The 13902-nt window shown below is 45.1% G+C and carries 10 protein-coding genes; 7 read left to right on the top strand and 3 right to left on the bottom strand.

What is annotated here, in order from left to right:
• Positions 1-2: 2 nt before the first annotated feature.
• On the top strand, positions 3-1187 hold the full coding sequence (locus DXZ20_RS31335; RefSeq protein WP_163667020.1) for a VWA domain-containing protein: 1185 nt from the start codon (positions 3-5) through the stop codon (positions 1185-1187).
• A 210-nt stretch (positions 1188-1397) separates the two neighbouring features.
• Here DXZ20_RS31335 and DXZ20_RS31340 read toward each other — a convergent pair whose 3' ends face one another.
• Positions 1398-1772, bottom strand: a complete 375-nt coding sequence (locus tag DXZ20_RS31340) for a zinc ribbon-containing protein (protein WP_163702779.1) — start codon at positions 1770-1772, stop codon at positions 1398-1400.
• Positions 1773-2224: 452 nt separating this feature from the next.
• Here DXZ20_RS31340 and DXZ20_RS31345 point away from each other — a divergent pair, with 452 nt between their 5' ends.
• The 6 genes from DXZ20_RS31345 to DXZ20_RS31370 all read left to right on the top strand — a co-directional run bounded on the left by DXZ20_RS31345 (position 2225) and on the right by DXZ20_RS31370 (position 11963).
• Positions 2225-3391, top strand: a complete 1167-nt coding sequence (locus DXZ20_RS31345; RefSeq protein ID WP_250565990.1) for a response regulator — start codon at positions 2225-2227, stop codon at positions 3389-3391.
• Positions 3392-3477: 86 nt separating this feature from the next.
• Entirely contained in the window at positions 3478-3840 is a 363-nt protein-coding gene (locus tag DXZ20_RS31350; RefSeq protein WP_006517848.1) for a response regulator transcription factor, read from the top strand.
• 26 nt (positions 3841-3866) lie between these two features.
• A complete protein-coding gene (locus DXZ20_RS31355; protein ID WP_163667026.1) occupies positions 3867-4397 on the top strand; it encodes a chemotaxis protein CheW in 531 nt (176 codons plus the stop codon).
• An 80-nt stretch (positions 4398-4477) separates the two neighbouring features.
• Positions 4478-8350: a GAF domain-containing protein gene (locus tag DXZ20_RS31360; protein WP_163702780.1), complete on the top strand. Its 3873-nt coding sequence runs from the start codon at positions 4478-4480 to the stop codon at positions 8348-8350.
• A gap of 63 nt (positions 8351-8413) precedes the next feature.
• The gene (locus tag DXZ20_RS31365; RefSeq protein ID WP_163702781.1) at positions 8414-11503 is read left to right on the top strand and encodes a hybrid sensor histidine kinase/response regulator; all 3090 of its coding nucleotides are present in this window, start codon (positions 8414-8416) and stop codon (positions 11501-11503) included.
• Positions 11496-11963: a chemotaxis protein CheW gene (locus tag DXZ20_RS31370; protein WP_163702782.1), complete on the top strand. Its 468-nt coding sequence runs from the start codon at positions 11496-11498 to the stop codon at positions 11961-11963. The genes DXZ20_RS31365 and DXZ20_RS31370 overlap by 8 nt, the downstream gene beginning before the upstream one ends.
• 26 nt (positions 11964-11989) lie before the next feature.
• On the opposite strand, the gene DXZ20_RS31375 is transcribed toward DXZ20_RS31370, so the two are convergent.
• Complete coding sequence (locus DXZ20_RS31375; RefSeq protein ID WP_163667034.1) at positions 11990-12265, bottom strand: DUF7219 family protein; 276 nt, start codon at positions 12263-12265, stop codon at positions 11990-11992.
• 479 nt (positions 12266-12744) lie between these two features.
• Positions 12745-13902, bottom strand: a 1158-nt coding sequence (locus tag DXZ20_RS31380; protein WP_163703675.1) for a dihydroxy-acid dehydratase domain-containing protein, incomplete at its 5' end; no start/stop codon positions are given.

Raw genomic sequence — 13902 nt, forward strand, 5'->3', positions numbered from 1 at the left:
CCATGGTCAGTAACTCTCAAGACACAGATAAAACAGAACGGCTCAGACGTTGGCGATTGATCCTCGGCGGTGGAGATGCTGATGGTATCTGCAGTGCTGACGGTGAAGGAGGGCCGCACTTAGGCAGTGGTGATATGGCTATGGATCAGGCCCTCGCCGCTCTCTATGATGACAAACAAGAACGCCGAGGTGGACTAGGCGGTTCTGCCCCTAAAGTAGCCCGCTGGCTCGGGGATATTCGGCAATATTTCCCTAGCTCAGTGGTGCGGGTGATGCAGCAGGATGCGTTAGAGCGATTGAACCTGCATCAAATGCTGCTGGAGCCAGAAATGTTGTCAGCGGTTGAAGCGGATGTGCATTTGGTGGCTAACCTAATGGCGCTGAATGGAGTGATTCCAGAGAAAACTAAAGAAACAGCCCGTTTAGTGGTGCGTAAAGTTGTCGATGAGCTGATGCAGAAGTTGCAGAATCCCATGCAGCAAGCGGTAATGGGTAGCCTTAACCGCAGCCAGCGCAACAACCGTCCTCGCCATAGCGAAATCGATTGGCATCGCACCATTCGAGCTAACTTGCAACATTATCAGCCAGAGTATTCCACCATCGTTCCTGAGCGGCTCATTGGCTTTGGCCGTAAACGGTCTGCCCTCAAAAGTATTATTCTGTGCGTTGATCAAAGTGGGTCGATGGCTCCTTCTGTAGTCTATGCCAGTATTTTTGCCGCTGTATTAGCATCTATTCCTGCAGTGAGAACCCAGCTAGTGGTATTTGACACAGCAGTAGTCGATTTAACCGAGTTATTGCAGGACCCGGTTGATGTTCTCTTTGGCACTCAGCTAGGTGGTGGCACAGATATCAACCAGGCCCTTTCCTACTGTCAGAGCCATGTGCGACAGCCACAGGAGACTATTTTGGTATTGATCAGTGACCTGTATGAAGGTGGCAACAATGACGCCATGATTAAGCGTGTGGCATCCTTGGTTGCATCAGGCGTTCAAATGATTACCCTCTTAGCTTTAAGCGACGAGGGTGCTCCATGTTTTGATCATCGCAATGCAGCAAAATTTGCGCGTTTAGGAGTCCCAACATTTGCCTGTACTCCTGATCAGTTCCCTGATTTAATGTCTGCGGCCATTAGTCATAGCAACATTAGCCAGTGGGCAGCCAAGGAGGATATTGTGACAGCTTGATTTATTTACAGAACGTTCTCCCAAAGAAGACAGGGGCCAAAAGTTAGGAGTCAGTAAGTTCCTTGCTACTGACTCCTGATTACGTTCGGCTAAGACTTTGACGGTGAGGATTCGATGGTGAGTTCAACCAAACCATTCATGTCGAAGTCTGATGCTCCACCTAACCAAGATTTCTCAACTTAAGTTGATACCCTAAGCATTGAAGAGAGTCTATTGTTTCAAGGACAATAACCTTTCAGGCTGTTTTGTAGTGCTAGATGTTTCTTCAGGAAGCGTCTGAATAGCTTGATCGCAAAAATGCTTTACAAACTCTTGGGCTTCAATCAGATTATTCGGATATCTAATCTGCTCCCAGATATAGCCATGGAGATTATGGATATCTTGATAGTAGAAGCCATGTTCTGCAAGGTAAGTAACGACGTCCCACAGAGCCTGGTTTGATCTGCTGGGTGAATGAAACTTAACACCCATTTGATAAGCGGTATGACCACAGTGGGGGCATAGCCGAATAAACCCTGGAAATTTACCTGGGCGTTTAAATGTGGTGTGGCAATCAAAACAAGCGAAAGGGGCGATGCCATGCATGGGAATAAGTCCTTTGCTGTCTTTAGTATGTGACCTCCTGACGTTCTTATTATGGCGCAACTACTTTGCTTAGATCATGACAAATTAATAACTTGTCAACCAAGCTAGATAGCTGCATTTTTGTCATAGCATTGTCCCCAGGCTATGGAAAGAGGTCTTGAGACTGATGCATAGTTGTCCCATTCACCTAAGCACAGCGCGTAATTAGCTTAGGATAAATTCTCTCATCTCTCAATCCGTGAATGGACGGAACATAAGGATTTCCAACAGATCCGTGTAATCTCTGATGCCTTTAGGGGAAGTCTCCTGCGCAGAATAATTACTAAATCTGTTTCAGCATTGAGTATTATAAGCATATGTCATGCATGCCAGTCATCGTCGATCTAGATAAAACAATTAAGCATTACAGAAAATGTCAGTTCACTGGAATTTTGTCGATTAAGGCTGCGACGATGGCTCCATGGCTTCTATACTTTTTAGCTGGACAAATAGTTTGGGCTAATACGCGCACCCATGCCCAACGTCGTTGGCATAGGCATCTTTTAAAGCATTGTCCAGAATTAATTAAGCAAGACTCTGGTGTGGACCTAACCTACAATGAACTAGCCAGATTAGTGATGCGGAAACAATTCAGCAGAGAGCGTTTTTCTGAGCTTGCCGCAGGCTGTATTTCAGAAATTTTATTCGATATTGTGCAGCAGGGAACTCTACATTTTCAAACATCTAGAAAGCTACTAGTGTACCAAACAAGTCCTCGAGATGCAGCCAAATTCCCATGCATTAGTCTGCAACATCTTCCAGTATGGGAACAAGCACAACAGGACTGGAAGATGTGGAAACAGGCAAACTTAATTGATATTTTGCCTAATCAAGCTCCTACGATCAAACAACCTCAAAAATTACAAGAACATACATCATCAGCCACATTTCGAGCTTTAACAGGTTTGCTTGATGGTCAACAAACACTCCGAGATTTAGAATTAAGGGTTAAACAACCTTTGACCCCTTTGACGCTATCTATCTTGCCCCACATACGCAATAATTTTATTCGCATGGTTGCCATTGATAAGCTGGATGATCAGGCGGCCTCTGCCCATGGCTCTTCCTCCGCTTATCAAACTGTCGGTGTTTCACGCCAGACTACAAATACTTCTTCCCATGAGGTTTCATTGAATTCATCGGTCAAGCCATCTGGGAATAGTCCTACGGTACTCTACATTGATGATAGCCCTGCAGATAGCCAGGCCATGGGACAAATTGTTCAAACTGCTGGGTATCGCTATGTGAATATTGCAGATCCCTTACAAGCGTTACCACAGCTTTTAGAAGTCAAACCTGAGTTAATCTTTTTAGATTTAGTCATGCCCATTGCCAATGGGTATGAACTGTGTGCTCAGATTCGGCGAATTTCTGCGTTTCGAGATATTCCGATCGTCATTGTTACCAACAATGATGGTATTTCGGATCGGGTACGTGCCAAAGTTGTAGGTGCCTCCGGTTTTATGGGGAAACCGATTAGACAGACGCGAGTATTAAAAGTACTCAAGAAATATATGCAAAACAATAAAAATACAGCACCCACTTTTCAACAACAGTCTCAGCTTTCTCCTTCAGTCTGATAGCAGAATATCTAAGATTTGATATAGAACATTTAGTTTGCAAATTCCTTTGATACGCAAATCTACCCACTAGTTTGAGAGGTTCTATGGTAACAGCTTTAATTGTAGAAGATAGTTTGACGGATAGAGAACATCTCACCCATTATCTCCAGCAGTCAGGGATAACGGTTGTAGGTGTGAAAAGTAGTGAAGAGGCCCTACTGGAGGTCCAAACTAAGTTACCTGATATGGTTTTCTTGGATATTGTTCTTCCAGGGCAAAGTGGTTTCGAATTCTGTCGCGATCTCAAGACCAACGAGCAAACGCAAAATATTCCCGTTGTCATCTGCTCAACAAAAAGTACAAAAGCTGATAAGCTTTGGGGCTCAATGTTAGGAGCTGATGCTTATTTAAGTAAACCGATTGATCAGCAACAGCTGGCGGTCACACTGCAACAAGTGATGAGTTAGGTAGAAATCCTAGATATACCTCCAGCATGAACACACTACAGTCTCCTTTGCAGGAACAACTAGCTCAAATTGATCCATTGGGATTAGACCCAATTCCTGAAGATACTCGTCAACGTTTTCTACGGTTTAAGCTTTTAGAAGAACATAGAACATTATTGTCGCTACAGGCTATTGCAGAAGTCCAGCAGTTAAAGACCTTAGACATTTTGCCCATTCCTGAAGTATCGAATTCTATGTTGGGGGTATGCAACTGGCGCGGTGAGATTCTCTGGCTTATTGATCTCAACGCATTAGTCGGCAATCGTCCCTTGTGGCATCAAGCTCCGTTGCTTGAACAAGCTATGGTTATTGTGGTGCAAAGAGCCCCAAAAACTATCGGATTAGTCGTAGAACAGGTGGATGATATAGAGCTGATTGAGCCTCAGTCAATTTGTCCGAAAACAGATCTGTGTGCCCCAACTTTGGCTCCCTATGTGACGGGCTGCCTTGCTAATCACCAAGGCGTTATTCTCGATACTGTAGCCATTATTGAGCATATGTATCAGGCCCCTCCTTAGGTAAGTATCTCTTCGCGAAACCAGCGGTCTGAGCATATCTATAGCTGCTTTAAAGCATTGTAAGTTTACTGAGTTTTCCTATGTCAAATGCTGCAAATACCCACCCAGATAAACACTCTAAAGATTTAGAGTCTAGTCTTGATCTAGATCTCTCCCTTGAGAAGGTTGACCTGATGTCTCCTGAGTTGATATTCCCTGATCAGGACCTAACTCTGGAGGAGATCACTCCAGATGAGGATGTTCTAGAACGATTGCCTGAAACGACAACACCTCTGTCCTTGGCTATGGATTCTGTACCATTTGCTCCTTGTCAGGGTAGACGGCCATTTGCGATCGCGAACACCATGGCCCAAGCCAGTAACCTGGAAAACCTTTATCAAATTACTGTTACCGAACTACGTAAACAGATTGCTGTAGACCGAGCCCTTATCTATCAATTTCAATCGGCTACTCATGGTACCGTTATTGCCGAATCCCTCACTTCTGGCTATAGTCCAGTTTTAGGGGAGCTACTAGCCGCCTTATCCTTTGGTGAAACTACTACTCAGCACTATCAACAACAGGCTGTTATCAAGATTAATAATATTGCAGAAGAAGCCATCACACCTTACCAAGCCCAACTTTTTCAACGCCTTCAGGTCCAGGCTAGTCTTGGCCTACCCCTCTTTTTAGAAAATCAGCTATGGGGCTTGTTGGTCGTTCAAACGTGTACAAGACCTCGTCAATGGACGGATTCTGAAATTGCTCTACTCTATCAAGTCGGTACTGAACTTATCCTCAAGCTTCAACCATTGCGGTTTCAATCCGAACGGCAATTGATCTTTAGTCTGAGCGATAAACTCCGTCAAGCATCCGATCAAGAAACCATCTTTCGGAGTGTCACTCGAGATGCTAGAAAGCTCCTAAATGTAGATCGCGTTGCCATTTGTCAGTTTCGTCAAGACTATAGTTTTCAATTTGTCTTCGAATCAAAAGTGGGGCAAGTAGCCTCGATGCTCGATGTTGTTTTAGCAGATAGCCATCTGCAAAAGCATGAGGGAGGAATCTTTCGGCAATCTGACCCATTTGTTGTTAGCTATGTCCAAAAGGATCCAACGCTCACCCTTTGTCATGTTGAGAATTTAACCGATTTTGACATAAAAGCCTGTGCCATTGTAGCCATTTATCAGGGACAGAAACTGTGGGGTTTGTTGGGAGCCTATCAACATAGTGGTGCTCGATATTGGGATGACAACGACGTCAAACTACTGACTCAACTTGGTAATCTTGTCGGGATTAGCCTACATCGGACAGAACTTGTGGAAGAAATGGCCAGAGCATCCACAAATCAGGAGGCCTTACCTGACATCATCAATAAAATTAGCAACACGGCCTATACTGAGAAGATTTATCAAACAGCGGTGCAAGAGGCTCGTAATCTTCTTAATGTAGAGCGCGTCTGCATTTACAAATTTCGCCCAGACTATTTTGGTGATTTTATCTATGAATCTGGTACCGGTGGGTGGCCATCATTGGTAGGAAGCGCTTGGGAAGATAGCTACGTTCAAGAGAATCATGGTGGACGATTCCGCAACACTGAGCAACCGTTTCTAGCAGATGACATCTATACCGCTGGATTAAGTGAATGTCATATTCAGACTTTAGAGCACTTTGGCGTTAAATCCTTCTTGATTGTGGCCATTAGACAGGGAGGTAAACTTTGGGGGCTATTAAGTGCCTTTCAACATAGTGGACCTCGCCATTGGCTGGAAAGTGATGTCAAAGCTTTACAAGACATCAGCCGCGAAATGGAGGCGAGTCTGAAAGGGGCTGATTATGTTGCCCAGTTGCAAGAGCAATCGGCTCAGATGACTAAAGCGGCTCAAATTGGTCGTGCAGTGTCCGATATTATTCCGCAAATCTTGCAAGCACAAGAAACTGAGCAAATCTTAAAGGTGACACAGCGAACAGCACGGCAGTTACTGAAATGCAATCGCGTCGCCTTCCATCGATTCAATCCTGACTGGAGTTCTGAACTTCTCTGTGAATCGAGTATCCATAGTCAGAGCAATGCAGATTTAAAGGAGCGTCTGCATACAATTTGGCCAAAGCACAATTTGCAGAAAACACAAGGAGGTCCCTACCGCAATCAATCCAGCCTGGTTGTCAATAATATCTATGCCGCTGATCATGCGCCATCAGAAATTGACATGTTGGAGGAATTTGGCATTAATGCCTATATGACAGTGCCCATCTTTAAGAAAAATCAACTCTGGGGTGTGCTGAGTGCGTATCAAAATGAAAAACCACGTTCGTGGGCTGAAGCTGAAGTTAATGCCCTCAAACAAATTGGCCTACAGGTAGGGACTGCTATGCAGCAAGCAGATTACTTAAAGCGCCTGGCTCTTACAACCCAGCAGGAACAACTGATCAGTAAGATTATTGATCGTCTCCGCAAAACAACCAATTTACCTCCAACCCTGAAAACAGTAGCCCGTGACATTCGTGAAATGCTTCAGGCTGATCGAGTGGGAATGTACCAATTTGATCCAACAACTAACTATAGTGTCGGTGAGTTTGTTGTAGAAGACGTTGCTCCAGGGGTACGATCTGCGATGGCCGCCAAGATACAAGATCATTGCTTTGCTGAAGGTCAGGCAGAAAACTATCAAAAAGGCCGCTATTGGGTGGTTAATGATGTTAAAACCCTGGATCTACCCAATTGCTTAGTCGATCTACTGGCTGACCTACAGGTCCGGGCCAGCTTAGTCGTTCCCTTACTCAAAGGCGATGTGCTTTGGGGCTTATTTGCCATTCATCAATGTCAAGGGCCTCGCGAATGGCAAGACATCGAAGTAGAGTTTGTTCATCGGATTGGAACTCAGTTCAATTTAGCGCTACAGCAGGCTGATTATCTAGAACAACTACAGGAGAAAAATATTGCGTTAGAGGCAACCGCAACACGAGAAAAGCAATCCAAAGAAAAGTTACAGCAGCAGGTTATGCAACTATTGACGGACGTACGCCCAGCTTTAGAAGGCGATCTGACTGTACGTGCCCCTGTCACAGATACTGAAGTAGGCACCGTTGCCAGTGCCTACAACAATACGCTGCAAAGTCTCCAAAAAATTGTTCTAGAAGTACAACAAGCTGCTGCCCAACTTGGGCAAACCTCTCAACTTAGCGAAGCATCTGTCAGCTCCTTAAATACAGAAGCCCAACAGCAAGCAACCTCACTTGAGCGAGCGCTAATGCGGGTACAGGAGATGATGAACTTTACTGAGACCGTTGTCAATGACGCCCAGCGAGTAGAGGTTGCTGTCCAACAGGCAAATCAGACTGTACAGGTCGGTGATACAGCCATGAACCATACGGTGGACGGTATTATGGCTATTCGCTCTACGGTGGCCGATACCAACCAACGCATTAAGCAACTGAGTGAGTCATCGCAAAAAGTCTCTAAAATCGTTAGCCTGATTAGTCATTTCACCACTCAAACCCAGTTACTAGCGCTTAATGCCTCTATTGAAGCTACCAGGGCCGGTAAGTATGGGCGAGGATTTGCCGTCGTTGCTGACGAAGTACGCTCTCTTGCCCGCCAATCTGCAGAGGCAGCTACTGAAATTGAGCAACTGGTTCAGGAGATTCAAGTCAATACAGCAGAAGTGTCGACGGCAATGGAAAACGGTATTCAGCAGGTAGCTACTGGAACCAATCTGGTCAGAGACGCTCGCCAAAACCTAACAGCGATTGTAGAAGCGACCGGTCAGATCAGTGATCTAATCCAAGGAATCACTCAAACTACCCATCAGCAGGCTACTGACTTCAAAGAAGTGGCTGTCAGTGTGACTGAAGCGACCGAAATTGCTAACCAAACATCGCATAAATCAGAACAATTGACTCAGTCAATTCATCAATTACTAGCTACCGCCCAGACCCTCCAGACAAGTACAGGTAAGTTTAAGGTCAGCTAAGAGAGATTTTTGGGTTTCTGTTTTTGATTCTTGGTACCAGTCAACTTGCGGTTTTAACCAATCATGACTTCAGCTTCAGCACTTAACCAGCAGGTTCCTGCCTACTTTCTGCAAGAGGCTTCTGAACTACTACAGCAAATAGACTATGAGCTGCAAACTCTACGTCAGGGGTTTGGTGTTCAGAAAATGCACAGCTTAATGCGGGCAGCTCATACCCTAAAGGGAGCGGCGGCTAGTGTTGGGCTGGATGCCATCAAAACCACAACCCATTCTCTAGAAGATGCGTTCAAAGCATTATGTGCCCCTGATGCCAATTTGACACCAGTTGTAGAAGGACTAATTTTTGAAGCTTACGATTGCTTGCAACTTCTACTGTCAGTTCAGCTGACTAATTCTGAAATTGATGAGTCAGAAGTGCTGGACCGCATGGCCAGTGTTGTGACCCAACTGCAAGAAAACCTGGGCGATCAGTTCGGTCAGGATGGTTACCTGCCGACATCGACTGACCTGGGGTTTGACATGACCCAATCCATTTTTGAAATGGGTGTGAATCAACGACTCGATGAGCTGGAAAATGCTCTTAAAAAGCCTGATTCAGAGAGTTTAAAAGCTCTTCTGCAATCCCAGGCAGACGTATTTTTTGGCTTAGCAGAGTCTTTGAATCTACCGGGATTTGGAGAAATTGCTCGGGCTACCGTAACCGCCGTAAAGAATCAACCCAATCAGGTGGTGCAGATAGCTAAGATTGCTCTCAAAGACTATCGTTCTGCTCAAACCTTAGTATTACAGGGCGATCGCAACCAAGGTGGAACGCCTAGTAGAACGCTGCAACAGTTTTCTAAACAGAATTCTTCTAAACGAAGATCTAAAAAAAGCAACCAGCATCGCCAATCCAAATCCTTCTCAACTCACCAGAAACCATCTAAAAGCTGGGTTAATGGGCTATGGACATGGTTAAGCCAGCCCATTGGCCAGACTAAATCGCTAGCCAACAATTCCTCCCAGTTGGTTAAACCTGAGTCAATAGAATCCCTAGCATTGCTAGAAAATGCCAGCCGTGATCAGACAGTCATTGTCCAGACTCCAGATACTATTTGGGATACCCCACCATTACCAGATACGGTTGCAACAGATGCTAAGCAGCTCCCATCTCCAGCAGCACAGATTCAAAATGATGTCTCTGGTTCAGAGCCCAGTCTTTTGTCGCAACAGCAGGCAGAACAGTCCGAACCCATTGTGCCTGCCAATGAACTACCCCAAAACACAGCCACCCTGCGAGTATCTATCAATCATCTTGAACAGCTCAACCACACTATTGGAGAACTCTTAACTCAGCAGAGCCGTCAGGCACTGTGCAATGAGCACATGACAGCGGCTATGAAGACCCTTCTGACTTGTGTGAGTTTCCAACAGCAGCAGTTACGTAAACTTCAGCGTCAATCTGCCTACGCCTCCACAGCGCTTCAAACATTGCAACTCAAACCAGCTGAACAACAGTTTGATGCTCTAGAATTAGATCACTACAGCGAGCAGCAGCTGCTGGTACAGGCGACGCTCGACACGATGGTGCAGCAGATGGAAAGTGCTGAAGCCATGGAATTATTTATCCAGCAAAATAATCAAAGCTTGGAAAAGCAACAGCGCCTGGTCAATGATCTACGTGAAACCATATTAGAGGCAAGAATGCAGCCCCTCGGAAATGTGCTGCATCGCTTCCATCAAGTTCTAGCTCGTTTAACAACACAGCACAGTAAGCTGGTCACCTTAAAGATCGAAGGCGAGGATGTTCTTGTTGATAAAGCCATTGTTGATAAGCTGTATGATCCTCTACTCCATTTAGTACGCAATGCCTTTGACCATGGTATTGAGTCACCGGAAATGCGTCAGCAGCAGGGCAAGCCTGAAACAGGAGAAATTAAACTCTCTGTTAAACAAATAGGTCGAAACCTAGTTATCAAAATTCAAGATGATGGACAGGGGCTCAATCTTGATGCCATTCGCCACAAGGCCATTGACAATCAACTCATTACAGACATAGAAGCTCAACACTTAACAGCAACCCAAATTAGCGATTTAATTTTTGAACCCGATCTATCCACTGCTAGTCACATTAACGATCTATCTGGACGTGGCGTTGGGCTAGATGTTGTTCGCACCCAAATCCAAACTCTACGGGGTACAGTTACCGTGACCCATCAGCACGGGCAAGGAACCTGCTTTACCATCAAAATCCCTGCCAATTTAACCATTGCGAAACTGTTACTCTGTCGCGCCAGGGAACGATTATACGCGCTGATGACAGATACTATCGAACAAATTTTAATCCCCCGCGCTGAGCAGTTAAAAACTCGGAATAACAGAAAAGTGCTCAGTCTCCAGATTGAGGAGAAAGACCAGCTAATTTTAGTTGTCCCACTATCGGAAGCCCTTACCTATAATGGTTTACTCCCAATCCCCCAGCAGCCAGACATTAATAAAACCTCAGGCATCTTACCAGTTATTTTGATCCGATACAAAAATCGTTTAGTAGGTCTAGAAATAGACCATCTGATTGGAGAACAAGAGTTGGTCATTCGCTCTCTAGGTACCCTTGCAACAATGCCCAGCTATATATATGGCTGTAGCATTCTTCCAGATGGTCACCTTAGCTTAGTGATAGATGGCTCTACGCTCATACTAAAAGTTCTCCAGAACTTTTCTCAACATGCAATCAAAACAGGCAACAGTAAAGGAGAACAAATAGCACCTCGAAAATCCCATGTTACTAAGCAAACTATCCTGATTATTGATGACTCGATTACGGTTCGTAATACCCTTACGAAAGCTCTACAAAACGCTGGCTATTGGGTCTTGCAGGCCAAAGAGGGTAACGAAGCTCTACAAAAGCTCCAGCACACTGATGTGGCTGCTATTTTATGTGACCTGGAAATGCCTGGCATGAATGGTTTTGAGTTTTTAAAGGCTCGGCAACATACGCCTAAAATTGCTTCAGTGCCTACCATCATGCTAACGTCACGTACCGGGATGAAACATCGGCAACTGGCCCAAGAATTAGGTGCCACTGGCTATCTCACAAAACCATATATAACACCACAGTTATTGACAACACTAACCAATGTTTTGGAGCAACAGCTAGAGAAGAATTATGGGTAAAAATACGTCGAAAATCATAAAACTTGTCACCTTTGAAGTTGCCGATTATTGGTTTGCCTTACCAATGAAGGCGATCTTAAAGATATTGAACTGTCCATCATCCAATGAAGGTGGCATCATTCCGCTCGGAATTGTGCAACTGGGTCCCCATACAATCCAATTGTTGGATTTACATAGCGTATTTTGCCTAGATGCCTATGCCACATCACCACGCAAAGCTCAGTTTTTAGTAGTATTACGGGGTATTCAAAATAAGCTTTGGGGGATTGCCTTAGAGTCACCTCCAGATTTGGTCGAATTGCCTATTAGCGAATTTCAAGCCGTATCTACAGACAGACGCTTGACGCCTAAAAAGCAGTGGATCAGTCACATAGCTATGCTTTCTGAACAGGAAAGGAATCATACTCTGTTATTTTTAGATCTAAAAGCCGTGTTTCAACAAAAACTAGCCAACTCTTAAGAAAACAGTTAGCTCCATCTTCTCCTTTAGGATTCATTGAATGACGATCCAGAGGCATCAATACCAAGTTCTTTTTTGCTCTTTTTTAGATCCTTCCACAGCTTCCTAATCTGCAAGTAAGCCTCCATCGAAGTTAGCTTACCACCGGTTTCCAGGGCACAAATAATATCAACACGTTGCGAGAATTCTTGCAGGTTCGCATTAAAAGCCAACCGTTGTGGAGAAAACTTGCCATAATAACGACTGCGAGGATATAAGAAATCATCTATTTCATGCTGTTTATATGATTCAGAATTATTCATCTTAGGATTCTTAATAACTACACTTTAGGGGGCTAGCAAACACCTAAACTCCTTAGGTATGAACTAACATTTCGGAACTGTCGGCATGCTATTCAGATATAATTGCCGTACGTGATATTACGCAGTGAGTAAAGTAAGGAGTTTCCTCGTTACGTCGTCGTTGTCTATAGAGCCCAAAGTTAACAATTTAACCAACAATCTGTCGATAACGAAAAATTGACATTCCTGCTTATTGGAAGCTGATTACTATCACAGTCAGAAAAAATAAGGAAACTCAACTCCTTGCGTTTCGTAACATAATGTGACAGCCTTTCTAAGGGAAAAACGTTTTACTGGTCACAGTATTATATATACGTATAGACGGTTGAGTATAAAAATAGCCTCAGTTCCTTAGTGAACTGAGGCTAAGAGTAAAATCTACACTAGTTTTTCGGTCGACGGCTTCTGCTTTATCAGCCTTGTTCTATAGAACAGGAGACCTAAAACAGGTCTTGGTCAGTCACTGCCCCCTGGCTGCTAGATGAAACTAATGTGGCATATTTTGCTAGCACACCTCGCTTGTAGAGAGGTTCGGGCGCTGTCCACTGCTCCCGTCGCTTAGCAAGTTCTTCATCAGAAACATTTAACTGCAACAGTAGTTTCTCGGCATCAATGGTAATGGAATCGCCTTCTTCTACCAGACCGATGGTGCCACCAACTGCCGCCTCAGGCGCAACGTGGCCAACAACCATACCATAGGTACCACCTGAGAAACGACCATCGGTAATCAAACCAACCGAGTCTCCCAGGCCAGCACCAATGATGGCTGAGGTGGGTGCTAACATTTCTCGCATACCTGGCCCTCCCTTAGGACCTTCATAGCGCACAACAATCACATCGCCTGCTTTGATTTTGCCTGCCAAAATCGCATCTAGACAATCTTCTTCAGACTCAAATACCCGCGCAGGACCAGTGATAGTAAACTTTTTGATACCGGTAAGTTTGGCCACCGCACCTTCCGTGGCAAGGTTGCCCTTTAGAATCCCCAGGTGACCATGGGCATAGAGGGGTTGGTTAAAGGGACGAATCACATCCTGGTCAGGGCTGGGCTGTTCGGGCACATCCGCTAGCACTTCTTCAATGGTTTGGCCGCTGACGGTAAGGGCATCACCGTGGAGCAACCCTTGTTTGAGTAACATTTTCATGACTAGGGGAATACCGCCTGCCTTGTGTAGGTCAGTGGCCACATAACGCCCGGAGGGTTTAAGGTCACAGAAAACAGGAACGCGATTACGGATGACCTCAAAGTCATCAAGGGTGAGCTCAACACCCATGGTGTTGGCAATGGCCAACAGGTGCAAGACAGAATTAGTAGAACCACCTACCGCCATAATTACAGAGATGGCATTTTCAAACGCTTTGCGGGTCAGAAGCTGACTGGGTAAAATCTGATTGCGGATGGCATCTACCAGTACATAGGCCGATTTTTCAGTACTGTCGGCTTTCTCCGCATCTTCGGCTGCCATGGTGGAAGAATAGGGCAGGCTCAGGCCCATGGCTTCGATGGCGGATGACATGGTGTTAGCGGTGTACATACCGCCACAGGAACCAGCACCAGGGCAAGCGTTTTTCTCAACGGCCATCAGGCGCTCTTCGTC

Origin of the sequence: Adonisia turfae CCMR0081 (assembly GCF_011009555.1) — a bacterium.
Lineage (GTDB): Bacteria > Cyanobacteriota > Cyanobacteriia > Phormidesmidales > Phormidesmidaceae > Leptothoe > Leptothoe turfae.